Source organism: Blastococcus sp. TF02-09, assembly GCF_003319105.1.
GTDB lineage: Bacteria > Actinomycetota > Actinomycetes > Mycobacteriales > Geodermatophilaceae > Blastococcus.
In genome coordinates, this window is record NZ_QOHH01000016.1 from 17,052 (window position 1) to 34,462 (window position 17,411).

The following is a 17,411-nucleotide window of genomic DNA, read 5'->3' on the forward strand; positions in this document are numbered from 1 at the left end:
CCCCGGCCGGCCGCAGCCGCCCGTCAGCCGACGACGACGTCGAGGTCGGTGGCGATGTCGCGGCTGGTGTTCTCCGAGTCGAACGCGACGTGCGCCGCGTCGTCAGTGCCGTACAGCAGCAGGAGCGCGGAGTGCGCCCGGCCGTCGTCCTCGGCCAGCGGCACACCCGCCGCCAGCTGGGCCTGCTCGACCGCCTCCTGGTTCCCGGTCAGCCCGACGAACCCGACCGGCAGGTCGGCGTCGAAGCGGCCCAGGTACTCCCCCAGCACCTCGGGGCTGTCGGTGTCCGGGTCGGTGGTCACGAACACCACCTGGACCTGCTCGGCGACCGCCGGGTCCACCGAACGCAGCGCCACCGCGACGTCGGCCATCGTCGTCGGGCAGATGTCCGGGCAGTTCGTGTAGCCGAAGAACAGCAGCGTGGGCCGGCCGGCCGTCTCCGCCTGGAAGTCGTAGGCCGCGCCGGTGGCGTCGGTCAGCGTGAACGACGGCCGCCGGTAGGGCTCGGCCAGGTCGAACCCGGCGTAGACGTCCTCCGGGCCCTCGACGGTCGCCGGGGCGTCACCGGTGTGCCCGTCGTGCCCGCTCTCCGAGGCCGGGGCCGCCTCCTCGTCCGACGAGGTGCCCCCGCAGCCGGACAGGCCCAGTCCGGCGGCGAGGAGGAGCACCGGCAGGGCTCCCCGGGTACGGCTGCGCAGTGCTCGGCTCACGGAGCCACGGTACGTCGGCGCGCAGCCAGCCCGAGCGCCAGACCGCCGAGCCCGGCAAGCAGGCCAAGCACCGCCAGGACCAGTGCGGTGACGGCGACGCCGGAGGGACCGTCGTCCTCGACCTCGGCCGCGGTGGCGGTCCCGGCGCTCGCGGCGGAGTCGCCGTCCGAGGCCGATCCGGTCAGCGACAGCACCGGGGCCGGCCGCTCGGGCTCGGGCTGGCCGTCGACGGTCGGCTCGATCCAGGCCGACTCGGTGCCGTCGCTGTACGTCTGCACGGTCGGGAAGGTGAGCTGGTCGGCGTCGTCGGGGAACGCGCCGCCGGACAGGGCGAACTCCTGGAACTCCCCCGGCGCGATGCCGGCACCCGCGTCGGCCCGGTACTCGACGACCGACACGTAGCTGGTGATCTCCTCGCCGAAGGACTCGACCGGCTCGCTGAGCTCGGAGTTGGTCACGCTGACCGTCCACCCTGGCACCTTCTGCACCTGCAGGAACGCCAGCGCGGACTCCTCCGGCACCTGGATGCGCAGCGCGACGGTGCTGGCCGTGTCGCTCTCGTTCGGGACGCGGAAGGTGATCTTGCCGAAGCCGCCCGGGGCGGCGTCGGTGCTCGAGACCGTCACGTGTGCGGACGCGGTCGAGGCGACGACCACCGACGCGGCCAGCGCCGCGGTGGTGGTGGCCAGGACGACGGCGGCCCGGGAGCGGGCACGGGACGTGGACATGGAACTCCTCGTGGGTGGTGGTGCGGATGGGTGGGTCAGCGCACCGCGAACGTGGTGGACGCCGTGGTGGCGGTGAACTCGTCGAGGCGGACGGTGACGGTGAGCTGCCACGTGCCGGCCGAGGGGACGGTCATGTCCTCGGCGACGTACCGGCCGGGCCCCGCGGCCGCGATCTCGACGTCGAGCGGGCCGATCTCCTGCTGCTCCTCGGTGATCGCGACGCGGATCTGCTCGGGCTGGGTGGCGCGCCCCTCGTCGTCGTAGAGGTAGAGCTGCAGGACGTTGCTGCCCGCCCGCGCGGGGGCCACGGTCACCTGGACGCTGCCGGAGGCCCCGGCGGAGCCCTCCAGCTGCATCGTCACGTCGACCGGGTCGGCCGCGACCGCCTGCGCCGGCGGGGTGCCCACCAGGACCGCGGAGACCAGGACGATCGCGGCGCCGACCACGGCCTCGACGAGCATCGAGCGGCGCAGCGAGGGCAGCTGGTCGCGGGCGCCGTCGGACTGCACCCGGTCGCGGGCCGCCACCGAGTCGTCGTCGGGGTCCGGCCGGCCCTCCGCCGCCGTGGCGGCGAAGGCGTGCGCGGTCACGCGGCTGCGCCGTCCCGCGGGCGGGCGGCGGACCCCCAGCCGCTGCTGCACCCACACCCGGGACACCCCGGCCGCCCCGAGGACGACCAGGAAGAAGGTCAGCTTGGCCATGAGCAGCCGCCCGTAGACGGTGTCGACCAGGGCCGTCGGCGAGCCGAGCTCCCGCACCGACTGCAGGATGCCGGTGACGACCAGCGCCGTCACGGCGACGAACGCCACCCGGGAGAACCGGCGCATCGCCTCGGCGAAGTCCGCGTCCTCGTCGCCGGGCCGCAGCACCACCAGCAGCATCGCCACGAGCCCGCCCAGCCACACCGACATCGCGAGGACGTGCACGGCGGTGACCGCGATCGCCAGGACCGGCCACTGGCCCGCGACCGCGTGACCGGTCCCCGCCGTCGCCAGGGCGACCCCCGCCGCGAACACACCGGCCGCCGCCAGCTCGGGCACCTCGGGCGGGCCCTCGCGGCGCCACGCCGCTCGCAGCGCGAACAGCAGCGCCAGGGCCAGGACGGCGCGGGCCAGGAGCGCCCACCCGGCGGTGGTGGTGGCCGTGGCCGAGAGCAGCGAGGGGTCCAGCAGCGAGCCGAGGCCGGAGCCGGCCGCGTAGGGCCCCTGGAGGAGGAACAGCAGCAGCGCCGTCCCGGCCGCGGTGAGCGCGCCCCAGGCGCTCAGCAGGCGCAGCCGTCGCGACGACCACCCGCCGGGCACGCAGAGCAGCACCAGCACGGGGACGCCGATGGCGAACGCGATGCCGGCGAACCCGGCCGCGCGCACCACCTGCTGCGCGCCCTCCACCAGCCGGTCGGCGATCGGGCCCTCCGCCGTGGCCGTGACGAGCTCGCCCTCGCCGACGACGAAGGAGAAGGCCCCCCGGATGGGGTGCGAGTCGGCGGAGACGATCCGGTAGGTGACCAGGTAGCCGCCGTCGGCGAGATCGGGCTGCAGCGGGACGGTGATGACCTCGCCGTCGACGGAGGCGTCGTCGGTGTCCACGCGCTCGCCGTCGCCGGTGAGAACCCGGGCGTACCCGGCGCCCAGCGACACCCCCTCGCTGAAGGTCAGCGTCACCTCCGTCGGAGCGGTCTCGAGGCGGGCGCTCTCGCCCGGCTCGGTGGACACCAGCACGGCGTGCGCAGCGGCGGGGCCGGCGAGGACGACCCCGCCCAGCAGCCAGCCGGCGACGAGCAGCAGCAGGGCCAGGGGCCGGCGGCTCCGGCGCGCGCTCACGCGGCCAGCCCCCGCTCGCGGATCCGGGAGAGCAGGACCCGCGGGCTCCGCTTCCGGGCGCGGTTCCGCCAGGCGCCGGCCGACACCAGGACGACGCCGACTACCAGCAGCAGGTGGGTCAGCGCCCGGTCGGCGTGCACGTGCCCCGAGCCCAGGTCGGCCAGGGTCACCGGCAGCAGCAGCACCGTGAAGGAGAGCAGGAAGGGCAGCGCGCCGGCCGCGAGCCGGGGCGCCGCCGCGACCGCGAGGAACGCCGCGGCGACGGCCAGGTTCCAGGCGCCGGTCTCGTGCGTCATGTGCGCCGGTGCGCTCATCGCACCGGCGCCGGACACCAGCACCGGCCAGGCGATGCCCGCCTGCGCGACGCCGACCGCGAGCAGCGCGAGCCGCAGGCCGGTGTCCAGCAGCTGCCGGCGGGCCGCCGCGGCCGCGCCCGGCAGCTCCCGGGGCAGCGCCGCCAGGACCGCTCCGGTCAGGTCGGGCACCGCGGGCGCCGACGCCAGCCGGGCCCGGCGGGTGACCCGGGCGGCCTCGTCGGACCAGCCGGCGCAGCCGGCACAGGTGTCGAGGTGGCGCTCCAGCTCGCGAGCGGGCATCCCGAGCGACTCGCCGTCGAGCCGCGCGGAGATCGCCTCGCGAAAGGTGAGGCAGGACATGTGGAGGTAGTCGCCCGGGCGCCTCGCGGGGTTCCCGAGACCCCGATCACACCCTGACGAGGAGCCGCTGCGGGCCTGGAGGCGGCGTCGTGCGGGAGGATGGGCGCGTGGACGACGTGGGCGCGCTCGCGGCCGACGCCGCCGGTGGCGACCCGCTCGCCGCCGCGGCGCTCGTCCGGGCGACCCAGTCCGACGTCTGGCGGCTGTGCGCCGCGCTCGGCGACGCCGGCACGGCCGAGGACCTGACGCAGGAGACCTACCTGCGCGCGTTCGGCTCGCTGCACCGCTTCGAGGGCCGGTCGTCGCTGCGCACCTGGCTGCTGTCCATCGCCCGCCGCGTCTGCGCCGACGCCGTCCGCACCCGGCGCCGCCGGCGGCTGACGGTGGTCCGGGACGACGCCGGGCTGGCCGAGGTGCCCGCTCCGGGCGGGGCGGACCCGGTCGGCGAGTCGGCCGGCGTGGCCGACCTGCTGGCCCGGATGGACCCCGACCGCCGCGAGGCGTTTGTGCTCACCCAGCTGCTGGGCCTGTCCTACGCCGAGGCCGCCGAGGTCGCCGGCTGCGCCGTCGGCACCATCCGCTCCCGCGTGGCGCGCGGCCGGGCCGACCTCATCGACTCGCTCCCCGAGGTGGCCGGGGACGGCGAGGACGGCATCGCCCGCAGGTGACGGGGAGGTGGCCGGGGGGTGACATCCCGGCGAACCTATGCTGCCGGGCGTGCCCTTCAGCCTGACTCCCAAGGACTCGAGCTTCTACCCCCTGTTCACCGCGTCCGCGGAGAACCTGGTGGCGGCCACCGAGGTCCTCGGCGAGTTCGTCCACGACCACGCCCGGCGTGAGGAGCTCGCCGTCCGGCTGCGGGACCTGGAGCACGTCGGCGACCAGGCGACCCACGCCATCTTCCGCGCGCTGAACACCAGCTTCGTCACCCCGTTCGACCGCGAGGACATCTACTCCCTGGCGAGCAACCTCGACGACGTCATGGACTACGTCGAGGCCGCGGCCGATCTGGTCATCCTGACCGGCCTGGGCACGCTCCCGGCCGAGATGAGCCAGCAGGTCGCCCTCCTGCAGCGCTGCGCGCAGGTCACCGCCGAGGCCATGCCCCGGCTGAAGACGCTCAAGGACCTCTCCGACTACTGGATCGAGGTCAACCGGATCGAGAACGAGGCGGACAAGCTGTACCGCCGGCTGCTGTCGCGCCTCTACAGCGGCGAGTTCGACGCCCTGGAGATCCTCAAGCTCAAGGAGGTGGCCGACCAGCTGGAGGAGGCCGCCGACGCGTTCGAGCACCTCGCCAACGTGGTCGAGACGATCGCGGTCAAGGAGTCCTGACCCCGATGGACGCGGCCTTCATCGGGCTGGTCGTCATCGTCCTGGTGGCGCTGGCGTTCGACTACACCAACGGCTTCCACGACGCCGCCAACGCGATCGCGGTCGCGGTCTCCACCAAGGCGCTCACCCCGCGCGTCGCGCTCGCCCTCGCGGCGATCATGAACCTGGTCGGGGCCCTGCTGTCGACCGAGGTCGCCAAGACGGTCGGCGAGGGGATCATCGACCCACCCGAGGGCAACAACGGGCTGGAGATCGTCTTCGCCGCCCTCATCGGCGCCATCACCTGGAACCTGATCACCTGGTGGTTCGGGCTGCCGTCCTCGTCGTCCCACGCGCTGATCGGTGGCCTCGTCGGCGCCGCGCTGGCCGCCTCCCACTCCGTGCAGTGGATGGGCGTGCTCGACAAGGTGATCATCCCGATGATCCTGTCGCCGCTGGTCGGCTTCGGGCTGGGCTACCTGTTCATGCTGGCGATCCTGTGGACCTTCCGGCGGGCCACGGTCTCCAAGGCCAACCGCAACTTCCGCTACGCGCAGATCGTCAGCTCCGCGACCATGGCCCTGGGCCACGGCATGCAGGACGCCCAGAAGACGATGGGCATCATCACGCTGGCGCTGTTCACCGCCGGTGAGATCGACAGCTTCGAGGTGCCGTTCTGGGTCGTCCTCGCCGCCGCCGGCGCGATCAGCGCCGGCACCTACGCCGGCGGGTTCCGGATCATGCGGACCCTCGGCCGGCGGATCATCCAGCTCACGCCCGCGGGCGGCTTCGCCGCGCAGACGGTGGCCTCGAGCATCATGGTGACGACGGCGACGGTGTTCGCCGTCCCGGTGTCGACGACGCACATCACGACCACCTCGATCATGGGCGTGGGCGCGACCCGGCGGCTCTCGGCGGTCCGCTGGGGCGTGGCGGGCAACATCGTGCTCGCCTGGGTCGTGACGCTCCCCGCCGCCGCATCCGTGGCCGCGGTCGCGTACTTCCTCACCGATCTCGCGGTGGGCTGATACTTCTCGGGTGACCGGTGACGGGTCCTCCGCTCCGTCCGGCCTTGCGCTGGGCACAGCGCCGGGTCGGTGGCTGGTCACGGCGACCGTGCTCGCCTCGGGCATGGCGTTCCTCGACGCCACCGCGGTGCAGGTGGCGCTGCCGACGATCGGCCGCGACCTCGGCGCCTCGCTGTCGGACCTGCAGTGGATCATCAACGGCTACACGCTGCCGCTGGCCGCGCTCATCCTGCTCGGTGGCTCGCTGGGCGACCGCTACGGCCGGCGGCGGGTGTTCCTCGTGGGCGTCGCCTGGTTCGCCGCGGCGTCGCTGCTGTGCGGGCTGGCGCAGACCCCCGGCCAGCTGATCGCCGCCCGGGCGCTCCAGGGCGTCGGCGGGGCGCTGCTCACCCCGGGCAGCCTGGCGCTCATCCAGGCCTCGTTCCGCCCCGACGACCGGGCACCCGCGATCGGGGTGTGGTCCTCCCTGTCGGGGGTCGCCGGGCTCGTCGGGCCGTTCCTCGGCGGTGCGCTCATCGACCTGGCCAGCTGGCGGCTGGTCTTCCTCCTCAACGTGCCGCTGGCCGCGGTGGTCGTCGTCGTGGCCGGGCGGCACGTGCCGGAGAGCCGCGACCCCGGCCCGCACGGCCGCTTCGACGTCGCCGGTGCCGTGCTGGGCGCGGTGGCCCTCGGCGCGCTCACCTACGCCCTGATCACCGCCGGGGCGCGGGGCGGCACCGACGTCGTCGCGGCCGCGGTCGTCGCGGTGGTCACCGGGGTGCTCTTCGTCGCCCGCGAACGGTGGACGGCGGAGCCCATGCTGCCGCCGCGGCTGTTCGCCGACCGGCAGTTCACCGGCGCCAACCTCGCCACCCTCGCCGTCTACGGGGCGCTCGGGGGCAGCTCGCTGTTCATCGTCCTCCAGCTGCAGGAGGTGCTCGGCTACGGCGCCACCGCCGCGGGCGCCGCGACGTTGCCGACCATCCTGCTGATCACGCTGCTCTCCCCGCGCGCGGGAGCGCTGGCCACGCGGATCGGGCCGCGGCTGCCCATGACCCTCGGCCCGCTCGTCACGGCCGCCGGGACCCTGCTGCTGGTCGGGCTGGACGGCAGCAGCCCGTACTGGCTGGAGGTGCTGCCCGGCGCCGTCCTGCAGGGCCTGGGCATGGCGCTGACGGTGGCCCCGCTGACCGCCAGCGTCCTGGGCGCCGCGCCGGACGCGCTCGCCGGGGTGGCCAGCGGCGTGAACAACGCCGTGGCCCGTGCGGCCTCCCTGCTGACCATCGCCGCCCTGCCCGTGGCGGTCGGGCTCTCCGGGGCGGACTACGCCGATCCGGAGGCCCTCACCGACGGGTACCGCGCGGCGATGGTCCTCTGCGCTGGGCTCTTCGCCGTCGGCGGGGCGGTGGCGTGGGCCACCATCCGGAACGACGTGCTGCGCGCCTCGTCCCACTGAGTGGGCCCGACCCACCACCTATCCCTATCGAACTGGTAGACATGGGGTCATGACGCGGTCGACGGAGCTGCTCCTCGTGAGCCGCCTGCACGTCGATCTGCTGCGCGTGTGCACGGCCGCCTGTCCGGCCGGCTGAGCCCAGCGCCCTCCAGGGCGCCCCCCACCCGCCACGCCCGCGGGCCGTCGTACGGCCGCGCCCTCCCCGATCCGGAGTCGTCTCCCCGTGAAAACCCTCGTGCTGCTCGCCCTCGTGGGCCTGGGCGCCCAGCTCGTCGACGGCAGCCTCGGCATGGCCTACGGCGCCACCTCGACGACGCTGCTGCTGGCCATCGGCACCAACCCGGCCGCCGCCTCGGCCACCATCCACCTCGCCGAGATCGGGACGACGCTGACCTCCGGTGTCGCGCACTGGCGGTTCGGCAACGTGGACTGGAGGGTCGTCGCGAAGATCGGCATCCCCGGCGCGGTCGGCGCCTTCGTCGGCGCGACCGTGCTGGCGAGCCTCTCCACCGAGGTCGCCGCCCCGGTGATGTCGCTGATTCTGCTGACCCTCGGCCTCTACCTGCTGATCCGGTTCACCCTGCGCGGGATCAACCGGCGCAACCTCGGCAAGCCGGTCCGGAAGCGCTTCCTCGGCCCGCTCGGGCTGGTCGCGGGATTCGTGGACGCGACCGGCGGTGGCGGCTGGGGCCCGGTCGGCACCCCGGCGCTGCTGGCCAGCGGCCGGATGGAGCCGCGCAAGGTCATAGGCTCGGTGAGCACCGCGGAGTTCCTCGTCGCGCTGTCCGCCAGCCTCGGCTTCCTGGCGTCGCTGGGCTCGCAAGGCATCAACCTCACCTGGGTGGCCGCCCTGCTCATCGGCGGCTCGATCGCCGCGCCGCTCGCCGCCTGGCTCGTGCGGCACATCCCGCCGCGGATGCTCGGCTCCCTGGTCGGCGGTCTGATCCTGCTGACCAACACCCGGACGCTGCTGAAGAGCGACTGGATCGACGCCGGCGACGCGACCCGCTACGCCGTCTACGCGGTGCTCTACGTCGTCTGGGCCGCCGCCGTGGCGTGGTCCTACCGCGCGTACCGCACGGAGGCCGCGCTCGAGGCCGCCGAGGCCCTCGCCACGGAGGCCGAGCTCAACGCCCTCGCGGCGGACGCCGAGCGCAACGTCGTCGCCGACGCCCCGGTCGTCGACCGGGCCACGGCCGGCCGGCCCAGCGCCCCGCGCGACTGAAGGCACGCCGAGCTGGGATCAGCTCACCTGATCCCCGAGCGTCCTCCCTCACCGCGCACCGTGAGGGAGGACGCTTCATGATCAGGGAGCCTGATCGTGGCGGGCCAGCAGCGAGGCTTCCAGTTCCGCAGGCAGGCCGGGTTCGGCGAGCTGGGCCATCCGGGCCAGGGGCGGCCGCCCGGAGACCTGCAGCCACGACCAGGTGTCGGCGACGGTCTCCACCAGCGGGCGCGTGGTCAACCCCAGCTCGCGGGCCCGGGTGGTGTCGACGTCCCACGCCGTCCGGGCGACGCCGCGCGGGAGCCACAGCGGCAGGTGCACCCACGGCTGGACGTCCGCGGCGAGCAGGTCCGCCTCGGGCACCGGCACCCACTCCGCGTCGCTGCCGGTGACCTCGCGGCAGACGTCGAGCAGACCGCCCAGCGTGGTCATCCCGGTCGGGCCGGTGGCGTTGACGGCGCCGGAGACTCCCTGCTCGACGGCGGTCACCAGCCAGGAGGCGAGGTCGCGGGCGTCCACCACCGCGATCGGCTGCTCGAGCGCGTCCGGGACGACGACGCGGTCGCCCCGGGCGATGCGCTCCAGCCACCAGCCCAGCCTGTGGACGTCGTCCCACGGGCCGACGATCAGGCCGGCGCGGGCGGTGAGGAACCCCTCGCCCACCGCCGCGCCGATCACCCGCTCGGCGTAGGCCTTGTTCGGGCCGTAGTCGTCCTCGTCGGTGTCCCAGGTCGGCTCGTCGTCCTCTCGGCCGACCGGTCCGGGCGGCCAGCCGCGGTAGGCGTTGAGGCTGCTGACGAAGGCGTAGCCGGAGACACCGGCCAGCGCCGCAGCGGCGTTGCGGGCGGCGGCGCGCGTTTGGCAGGAGGTGTCGACGACGAGCTCGGGCGCCCAGTCCGCGAGCGCCCTCGGCAGTGCGTCCGGGTCGTCCCGGTCGCCGTGCAGCGCCCGCACGCCCTCCGGGGGCGCTCCGGACACGCCGCGGGTGAACGTGGCGACGTCGTGGCCGCGAGCCAGCGCCGCCGCCACCACGTGCCGGCCGAGGAAGTGGGTGCCACCGAGGACCAGGAGCCGCATGGCCCCACCCCAGCGGACCGCTCCTTCGGCCGTCCAGCCGGTTCGCGGTCGGCGTAGCCGGATCAGACGGCGCGGCGGTGCACCTGGGGGACCTGCGGCAGCGGCGTCGACCGGGCGGCGGCCAGCACCATCTGGGGCGAGCGGGGCAGCCCGCGGCGGGTGCACAGCCGCAGCGCGCGGGCGCCGGTGAGCACGTCGGTCTCCGGCGGGACGACGAGCAGGTCCGCGCGCTGGGTGCCGCCGTTCCAGGTCAGGCAGACCACGAGCGGGTCCATGCTGCGGAAGCCGCCGGTGCGCACCAGCCGGTCACGGAGGACCAGCTTGCGCGGCGCCGGCTCCCACGCCTCCAGTGAGTAGGTGAAGCGCTCGATGCGGACGCCGCGGCGCTCCAGCTCCGCGATCAGCTCGGGCAGCTCGACGCCGAGGTCGCGGCTGCGCGGGAACCAGGCCCCGTCGAAGGCGGAGTTCCCGTCACCCGCGCCGTCCCGCAGGCTCACCCGGACATCGATGCCGCCCCGGAAGTGGTTCTCCACCGGAGCCATACGGGTGATCGTCGTCATGCGGTCGGCCGCCTCTCGTGCACTCGTCCCCCGGCGACCATGACCCATGGCCCCGAGGAGAACGTAGGCGCGGTGGCGCGCGCGTCCCGGTGCACGAGTGACGGGCGTGGCGACCGTCCGCGGCTCGTCGTCACCCCTCGTGCACGGCCCGCCACGACCCAAACCACTGCGCCGCTTCTCCGCGGAAAAGCGGGCTGCTTTTCCGCGGAAAAGCAGAAGGGCCCCCGGCGCGGGTGCGCGCGGGGGCCCTTCTCGCGGTGGCTCAGGCGGGCTTGGGCTTCTTGTTCTTGGCCTTGCCCCGCTCGGTCTGGTCGAGGACCACCTTGCGGATGCGGATGGTGGCCGGGGTGACCTCGACGCACTCGTCCTCGGCGCAGAACTCCAGCGCCTGCTCCAGGTTCAGGATCTTCGGCGGCACCAGGCGCTCGAGCTCCTCGGAGGTGCTCTTGCGCATGTTGGTGAGCTTCTTCTCCTTGGTGATGTTCACGTCCATGTCGTCCGGACGGGAGTTCTCCCCGACGATCATGCCCTCGTAGACATCGGTGCCGGGCTGGACCATGAGCTGGCCGCGCTCCTGCAGCGAGAACATCGAGTACGTCGTCGCCACGCCCTGGCGGTCGGCGACCAGCGAGCCGGTCGGGCGGGCGCGCATGTCGCCCAGCCACGGCTCGTAGCCCTCGAGGTTGTGGTTGAGGACGCCGGTGCCGCGGGTCTCGGTGAGGAACTCGGTGCGGAACCCAATGAGACCGCGGGACGGGACCATGTACTCCATCCGCGCCCAGCCGGTGTCGTGGTGCACCAGGTTCTCCAGCCGACCGCGACGGGTGGCCAGCGCCTGGGTCAGCGTGCCGACGTACTCGCCGGGAGTGTCGATCGTGACCCGCTCGACCGGCTCATGCAGCGTGCCGTCGATCATCTTGGTCACCACCGTGGGGCGGCCGACCGTCAGCTCGAACTCCTCGCGGCGCAGCTGCTCGACGAGGATGGCCAGCGCCAGCTCGCCGCGGCCCTGCATCTCCCAGGTGTCGGGACGGTCGGTCTGCAGCATGCGGACCGACACGTTGCCGACGAGCTCCTGGTCGAGGCGGTTCTTGATCAGGCGGGCGGTCAGCTTCTTGCCCGACTTGCCCGACAGCGGCGAGGTGTTGATGCCGATGGTGATCGAGATCGACGGCTCGTCGACGGTCAGCGGCGGCAGCGGGCGCGGGTCGTTCGGGTCGGCGAGGGTGTCGCCGATCATGACGTCCTCGATGCCGGCGATGGCCACGAGCTCACCGGGGCCGGCGCTCTCGGCCGGGGTGCGGGTGAGCCCCTCGGTGACCAGCAGCTCGGTGATCCTGACGTTCTTGATCGTGCCGTCGGTGCGACACCAGGCGACCTGCTGGCCGCTCTTCATCGTCCCGGAGTGGATGCGCAGCAGCGCGAGACGGCCGAGGTAGGGCGAGGCGTCGAGGTTGGTGACCTGCGCGCGCAGCGGCTCCTCGGCGTCGTACTCCGGCGCCGGGATGGTGTCCAGCAGCGTCTTGACCAGCGGGGCGAGGTCGTCGTTGTCCGGCTCGCTGCCGTTCTCCGGGCGGGTGAGCGAGGCCTTCCCGCTGCGACCGCTGCAGTACACGATCGGGAACTCGAGGGCGTCGGCGTCCAGGCCGGCGTCCTCCATGAGCTCCATGAACAGCTCGTAGCACTCGTCGACGACCTCGGCGATGCGAGCGTCGGCGCGGTCGGTCTTGTTGACCGCGAGGATGACCGGCATCCCCTTGCCCAGCGCCTTGCGGAGCACGAAGCGGGTCTGCGGGAGCGGGCCCTCGGAGGCGTCGACGAGCAGGCAGACGCCGTCGACCATCGACAGGCCGCGCTCGACCTCGCCACCGAAGTCGGCGTGGCCGGGGGTGTCGACGATGTTGACGACGACGGGGTTGCCGTTCTCGTCGGCCAGGTGGATCGCGGTGTTCTTGGCCAGGATGGTGATCCCGCGCTCGCGCTCGAGGTCCATCGAGTCCATCACGCGGTCCTGCGTGGAGTCGTTGTCCGTCCCCTCGCCCTTGGCGCGCCCGAGGGCACCTGCCTGGCGGAGGAGGGCGTCGACCAGGGTCGTCTTCCCGTGGTCGACGTGAGCGATGATCGCCACGTTGCGCAGGTCGTCGCGAGTGGGCATGCGGAAGGGCACCTCAGGGGGTTCGGGGAGGCCGCAGCGTCAGCGCGCGGCATCTCGTGCAACAGCCGCTCGTGCGGCGACCTTCCCAGAGTAGTCGCTCAGCCGACCCGTTCCGGCTCCCGAGCGCCGTCGGCCACCCCGAAGGTGACCCCGGCTGCGGTCAGAGTGACCAGACTCACCGCCAGCCAGGCCGGCAGCCCCACCCCGATGGCCAGCACGTGCGCCAGGACGAACGCCCCGACGTACAGGGCGGCCAGCGCGACAGCGGTCCCCGGACCCTTGCGGTGGAGCCACAGGTAGCCGGCCGCCAGCCCCGCCGCGGCGAAGACGGCGCCGCCGAGCGCCCGGATGCCGGTGCCCTGCGCGATGCCGAAGCCGGCGGCCAGGCCGACGACGACCAGTGCGGCCGAGGGGAAGCGGGTGCGGACGAGGCTGCTGGTCGACATGCCCCCAGTGTCCCGCGGCTCAGTTCCAGGGCGACGACCACGGGGCGACGCCCCACGCGCCGCCGTCAGCGATGTCGAACGGCGCCGGGCCGACGTCCTCCGGGACGGTCGCCGCGGTCAGGGTGGACGACGCGTCGAGCGCCACGGTGAGCACCTGCGCCGTCTCCGCATCGGCCCAGCCGCCGTAGCTGCGCCAGGTCAGCAGCGCGAACGCCGACATGCCCGGCGCGACCCCCACCCGCTCCACCGACGCCGGGTCCCCCTGAGGCGTCTCCCCCGGCAGCACCTGCAGCGCCAACGGTCGGCCACCCTGCAGGAGGACGACGACCGGCACACCTTCCAGCCAGCAGGGCGCCGTCCCGGTGTTGGTGGCCTGCACCGCCGCCGCACGGGCGCCCATCGCGGCGTCGAAGCCGCCCACCGCGAAGGTGAGGTCCGACGAGGCGCAGGGGACGTCGGCGACCACCGGTGTCGGGCTGGACGGAGGACTGGGCGCGGGAGGGGGCGCCGGGACGGGCTCGGGAACGGGCGCCGGGACGGACGGCGTGACGCCCGTCGACGGGGCGGTCGACGCCGGGGGGACCGTCGGGGCCGGGACGAGCAGCGCCGCGAGCAGGAGCACCCCGACGGTGAGGACGGCGACACCCCCGGCCACCGCCCGCCATGCCGGTGGCTCTCGCAAGGCCTGCAGCGACCGCTGGACCAGCACGGCGGCTGCCACGGCCACGGCGTCCACCACCGGCAGCTCGGTCAGGGACTCGGAACTGTCGACGACCCAGGTCAGCACGACCGCACCCACACCGACGGCGCTGACCAGCAGTGCCGTGAGCCACTCGTGCCGCGGGGTGGGCAGCTGCGAGCGGACCACGCGCGCGGCCAGCAGCACCCCGCCGGCCTGGGCGAACCACGCGCCGACGAGCGCGACGGCCAGGAAGTGCGGGCCGCTGAACGCCGCGATCAGCAGCGGAAGACCGGCGCAGAGAGCCACCCCGCAGGTGATCAGACCCGCGACCAGCGCGTGCACCGGCGCCGCGCGCGCCGGAGCGGCCGGGCGCCGGGGGGTCAGCGAGAGCGTCCACGCGAGCAGGACGGCAGCCAGGACGAGGACCCCGAGCCCGCCACCGACGACGAACCACAGCCGCCGCAGGCCCGCCTCGATGTCGGCCGGCGAACACTGCCCGGCCAGCTGGCACGGTGCGGAGTCGTCGAGCCAGACGCGGGTGTACCAGCCCGTCCGCAGTGCGCCGGCGAGCGCGACGAGCCCACCGAGCAGCCCGATGGCTCCGACGACGAAGCGCGCGCGGGTCACGCGGGCAGCCTGCCCCATGATCCCGCCGGCGACGGGGAGGCCGGCGACGGAACGCCCCCGACGCGCGAGGGCCCCTGACGCAGCTCGCGTCAGGGGCCCTCGACGGGTCGTGCGGGGGGATCAGGCGGCGCGGAGCACGGCCTCGATCTCGAGCTCGACGTTGATCTTGTCGCCGACGACGACGCCGCCGCCGTCCATCGGCATGTCGATGTCGACGCCGAACTCGGAGCGGGAGATGACGGTCTTGGCGCTGAAGCCGGCGCGCGTGCCGCCGTAGGCGTCCGGGCCGAAGCCGTTGAGCTCGAGCTCCAGGGTGACCGGCTTGGTGATGCCCTTGAGGGTCAGCTCACCGTCGACGTGCCAGTCCTCGCCCTCGGCGCGCACGCCGGTGGAGCGGAAGGTCATCACGGTGTGGTTGCCCACGTCGAAGAAGTCGGCGGACTTGATGTGGGCGTCGCGCTGCTCCTGACGGGTGTCGATCGAGTCCATGTTGATCGTCGCGGTGACCGACGACTGCGCCGGGTCGGCGGCGGTGACGAGCTCGCCGGAGAACTCACGGAAGTAGCCGCGCACCTTGCTGACCATCATGTGGCGGACGGAGAAGCCGACGGTCGAGTGGCTGGCGTCGATGTCCCAGGTGCCGACGACGTAACCGGGGATCTGGACGGTGCTGGTCATGGTGTCTCCAAGTGGTTGAGCGTGTGACCTTCGCGAGCTGCAGCATAGTTGAGCGCTGAACTATTCCGCCAGTAGGATGTCGGCATGACCGCGCACGTGTCACCCGCCCCCTCCGGCGCCCCCGACCTGACCGCACCGCGGTGGCTCGACGCCGAGGAGCAGCGGGCGTGGCGCGCATGGCTGTTCAGCGCCCAGCTGCTCATGGACCGCCTCGACCGCGAGCTCACCCGCAGCACGGGCATCTCGCACGCCTACTACGAGATCCTGGTCGCCCTCTCCGAGGCTCCCGAGCAGATGATGCGGATGAGCGAGCTGGCCGACCGGTGCCTCTCCTCGCGCAGCCGCCTCTCCCACGCCGTCTCCCGGCTGGAGGAGCGCGGATGGGTGCGCCGGCAGGTCTGCGCCGAGGACGGCCGCGGGCAGCTCGCCGTCCTCACCGAGGAGGGGTTCGCCGCACTGGACGCCGCCGCCCCGGTGCACGTGGAGAGCGTGCGCGCGCACCTGTTCGACCAGCTCACCCCCGAGCAGGTCGGGCACATGCGCGACCTGGGCGAGACGCTCCTGGAGCACCTCGACCCGGCCGCGGCCCGCGCCCTCCCCTAGGACTCAGTCCCGGACCACGACGTCCGGTGGTGCGGCTGGCCACCGGGGCACACCGGCGATCGGGCCGTCGCCCAGCCGCGTCGTGAAGCGCGGCGGCCGCTTCTCGAGGAACGAGGCCACGCCCTCGGCGCTGTCGGGGCCCGCGCCGAGCTCCACCACCGCCCGTGACTCCGCGCGGTGCGCGTCCCACGGCGATGCGGCGCCGAGCATCGACCACAGCAGCTGACGGGCGGCGCCGACGGCCACTCCGCTGGTGTTCGCGACGATCTCGCGGGCCAGCGCGGCGGCGGCGGGCAGCAGCTGGTCGTCGGGCACCACCCGGGAGACCAGGCCGCCGCGCAGCGCCTCCGCGGCGTCGAAGACCCGCCCCGTGGCGACCCACTCCATCGCCTGGCTGATCCCGACCACCCGCGGCAGGAACCACGTCGAGGCCGCCTCCGGCACGATGCCGACCCGGCCGGACACGAAGCCGAAGCGCGCCGACTCCGCGGCGATCCGGACGTCCATCGGCAGCGTGAGCGTCGCGCCGACACCCACCGCCGGCCCGTTGACCGCGGCGATGACCGGCTTGCGCAGCGCGGCGAACGCCAGGATCACCACTCCCCCGGCGTCCCGGGGATAGCCGGCGATGTCCTCGCGCAGCCCCGGCGGCCGGTGCCGGGTCAGCCGGTCGGCGAAGGTGTCCGCGCCGCCGCCCAGGTCCGCGCCGGCGCAGAAGCCCCGGCCCGATCCGGTGACGACGACGACGCGCACCTCGTCGTCCGCGTCCGCGGCGGCCGTCACCCGGACCAGCTCGTCGGCCATCGTCGGGGTGAAGGCGTTCAGCCGCTCCGGGCGGTGCAGCCGGATCGTGGCGACCCGGTCGGCGACCTCGTAGCGGAGCTCGGTGAGATCCATGCCGCACCGTGCCAGCCCGCAGCCCGAGCGGTCAACGGTGACTGTTGGCCGGGGCCCTGCGGCCCTAGGCTCGCCCGGTGACGTCCGATCCCGTGCCGCTGGGCACCGCGCGGCCTGCCCGGTCACGGTCCGCGCGCACCGCCGACAGCCGCATGCTGATCCTCGACGCCGCCGTCGACTGCCTGGTCGAGGAGGGCTACGCCGGCGCCTCCACCCTCGCCGTCCAGGCGCGGGCCGGCATCTCCCGCGGCCGGTTGCTGCACCACTTCCCCTCCCGCGCCGAGCTGCTGGTGGCCGCCTGCGACCACCTGGTGACGACGCAGCTCGAGGAGGTGCGGCGGCGGTCGGTGGCGCTCATGGCCGACGGGCCCACCGGTCGCGAGCGGGTCGACCGCGCCATCGACCTCATGTGGGCGACGTTCCAGGAACCGCCGTTCTGGGCCGCGACCGAGCTGTGGACCGCCGCCCGCACCGACCCGGCCCTGCGCGCGGCGCTCGGCAGCGGCGAGGGACGGCTGCGCGCGGCGATGGCCGCGGTCGGGGACGGGATCTGGGGCCCGGAGTTCGCCGCCTCCCCCGTCTACGCCGACCTCACCGAGCTGCTGTTCACCAGCATGCGCGGGGTGGCGCTGGTCTACGCCTTCGAGCCCCGGCCGGCCGCCACCGATCCCCACCTCCCGCTGTGGAAGCGGCTGGCCGCCCGGCTGCTGGGGCTCGACGGCGACGCTTGACCCCCTGACCGGGCCCGGCCAGCATGACGCACGTCACAG

The 17,411-nt window shown here is 74.1% G+C and carries 18 protein-coding genes; 7 read left to right on the forward strand and 11 right to left on the reverse strand.

Annotation, left to right across the window (positions count from 1 at the left end; translation table 11 throughout):
- Positions 1-23: 23 nt before the first annotated feature.
- From DQ239_RS18965 to DQ239_RS18980, 4 genes are read right to left on the reverse strand one after another with little or no spacing between them, the layout of a single operon-like run.
- Positions 24-710, reverse strand: a complete 687-nt coding sequence (locus tag DQ239_RS18965) for an SCO family protein (RefSeq protein WP_113835983.1) — start codon at positions 708-710, stop codon at positions 24-26.
- Positions 707-1,438 (reverse strand): YcnI family protein, encoded by a 732-nt coding sequence (locus DQ239_RS18970; protein WP_113835984.1) that lies wholly within the window; start codon positions 1,436-1,438, stop codon positions 707-709. The genes DQ239_RS18965 and DQ239_RS18970 overlap by 4 nt, the downstream gene beginning before the upstream one ends.
- A 35-nt stretch (positions 1,439-1,473) precedes the next feature.
- Entirely contained in the window at positions 1,474-3,258 is a 1,785-nt protein-coding gene (locus DQ239_RS18975) for a copper resistance protein CopC (RefSeq protein WP_113835985.1), read from the reverse strand.
- A complete protein-coding gene (locus DQ239_RS18980) occupies positions 3,255-3,914 on the reverse strand; it encodes a zf-HC2 domain-containing protein (protein ID WP_113835986.1) in 660 nt (219 codons plus the stop codon). The genes DQ239_RS18975 and DQ239_RS18980 overlap by 4 nt, the downstream gene beginning before the upstream one ends.
- Before the next feature lie 107 nt (positions 3,915-4,021).
- Here DQ239_RS18980 and DQ239_RS18985 point away from each other — a divergent pair, with 107 nt between their 5' ends.
- The 5 genes from DQ239_RS18985 to DQ239_RS19005 all read left to right on the forward strand — a co-directional run bounded on the left by DQ239_RS18985 (position 4,022) and on the right by DQ239_RS19005 (position 8,916).
- Entirely contained in the window at positions 4,022-4,582 is a 561-nt protein-coding gene (locus DQ239_RS18985; protein WP_113835987.1) for a sigma-70 family RNA polymerase sigma factor, read from the forward strand.
- A gap of 49 nt (positions 4,583-4,631) precedes the next feature.
- A complete protein-coding gene (locus DQ239_RS18990; protein WP_113836011.1) occupies positions 4,632-5,249 on the forward strand; it encodes a DUF47 family protein in 618 nt (205 codons plus the stop codon).
- A gap of 5 nt (positions 5,250-5,254) precedes the next feature.
- The gene (locus DQ239_RS18995) at positions 5,255-6,256 is read left to right on the forward strand and encodes an inorganic phosphate transporter (protein WP_113835988.1); all 1,002 of its coding nucleotides are present in this window, start codon (positions 5,255-5,257) and stop codon (positions 6,254-6,256) included.
- 10 nt (positions 6,257-6,266) lie between these two features.
- Positions 6,267-7,691: an MFS transporter gene (locus DQ239_RS19000; protein ID WP_233489493.1), complete on the forward strand. Its 1,425-nt coding sequence runs from the start codon at positions 6,267-6,269 to the stop codon at positions 7,689-7,691.
- A 223-nt stretch (positions 7,692-7,914) separates the two neighbouring features.
- The gene (locus tag DQ239_RS19005; RefSeq protein WP_113835989.1) at positions 7,915-8,916 is read left to right on the forward strand and encodes a sulfite exporter TauE/SafE family protein; all 1,002 of its coding nucleotides are present in this window, start codon (positions 7,915-7,917) and stop codon (positions 8,914-8,916) included.
- A gap of 81 nt (positions 8,917-8,997) precedes the next feature.
- On the opposite strand, the gene DQ239_RS19010 is transcribed toward DQ239_RS19005, so the two are convergent.
- From DQ239_RS19010 to DQ239_RS19035, 6 genes are all read right to left on the reverse strand, one after another.
- Positions 8,998-9,993 (reverse strand): NAD-dependent epimerase/dehydratase family protein, encoded by a 996-nt coding sequence (locus tag DQ239_RS19010; RefSeq protein ID WP_113835990.1) that lies wholly within the window; start codon positions 9,991-9,993, stop codon positions 8,998-9,000.
- Positions 9,994-10,055: 62 nt separating this feature from the next.
- On the reverse strand, positions 10,056-10,553 hold the full coding sequence (locus tag DQ239_RS19015; protein ID WP_233489494.1) for a DUF5994 family protein: 498 nt from the start codon (positions 10,551-10,553) through the stop codon (positions 10,056-10,058).
- A 262-nt stretch (positions 10,554-10,815) separates the two neighbouring features.
- Entirely contained in the window at positions 10,816-12,708 is a 1,893-nt protein-coding gene (gene typA, locus DQ239_RS19020) for a translational GTPase TypA (protein WP_113835992.1), read from the reverse strand.
- Between the two features lie 98 nt (positions 12,709-12,806).
- Entirely contained in the window at positions 12,807-13,154 is a 348-nt protein-coding gene (locus tag DQ239_RS19025; protein WP_113835993.1) for a hypothetical protein, read from the reverse strand.
- Positions 13,155-13,173: 19 nt separating this feature from the next.
- The gene (locus DQ239_RS19030) at positions 13,174-14,463 is read right to left on the reverse strand and encodes a DUF4232 domain-containing protein (protein WP_158544903.1); all 1,290 of its coding nucleotides are present in this window, start codon (positions 14,461-14,463) and stop codon (positions 13,174-13,176) included.
- Positions 14,464-14,583: 120 nt separating this feature from the next.
- On the reverse strand, positions 14,584-15,141 hold the full coding sequence (locus DQ239_RS19035; RefSeq protein WP_113835995.1) for a YceI family protein: 558 nt from the start codon (positions 15,139-15,141) through the stop codon (positions 14,584-14,586).
- 84 nt (positions 15,142-15,225) lie between these two features.
- On the opposite strand from DQ239_RS19035, the gene DQ239_RS19040 reads away from it, so the two are divergent.
- Complete coding sequence (locus tag DQ239_RS19040) at positions 15,226-15,744, forward strand: MarR family transcriptional regulator (protein ID WP_113835996.1); 519 nt, start codon at positions 15,226-15,228, stop codon at positions 15,742-15,744.
- A 3-nt stretch (positions 15,745-15,747) separates the two neighbouring features.
- On the opposite strand, the gene DQ239_RS19045 is transcribed toward DQ239_RS19040, so the two are convergent.
- Positions 15,748-16,641, reverse strand: coding sequence for an enoyl-CoA hydratase-related protein (locus tag DQ239_RS19045; protein WP_113835997.1), 894 nt, complete (start codon positions 16,639-16,641; stop codon positions 15,748-15,750).
- Between the two features lie 77 nt (positions 16,642-16,718).
- Between DQ239_RS19045 and DQ239_RS19050 the strand changes: the two genes are divergently transcribed.
- On the forward strand, positions 16,719-17,372 hold the full coding sequence (locus tag DQ239_RS19050; protein ID WP_233489495.1) for a TetR/AcrR family transcriptional regulator: 654 nt from the start codon (positions 16,719-16,721) through the stop codon (positions 17,370-17,372).
- The last annotated feature ends 39 nt before the right edge of the window (positions 17,373-17,411 follow it).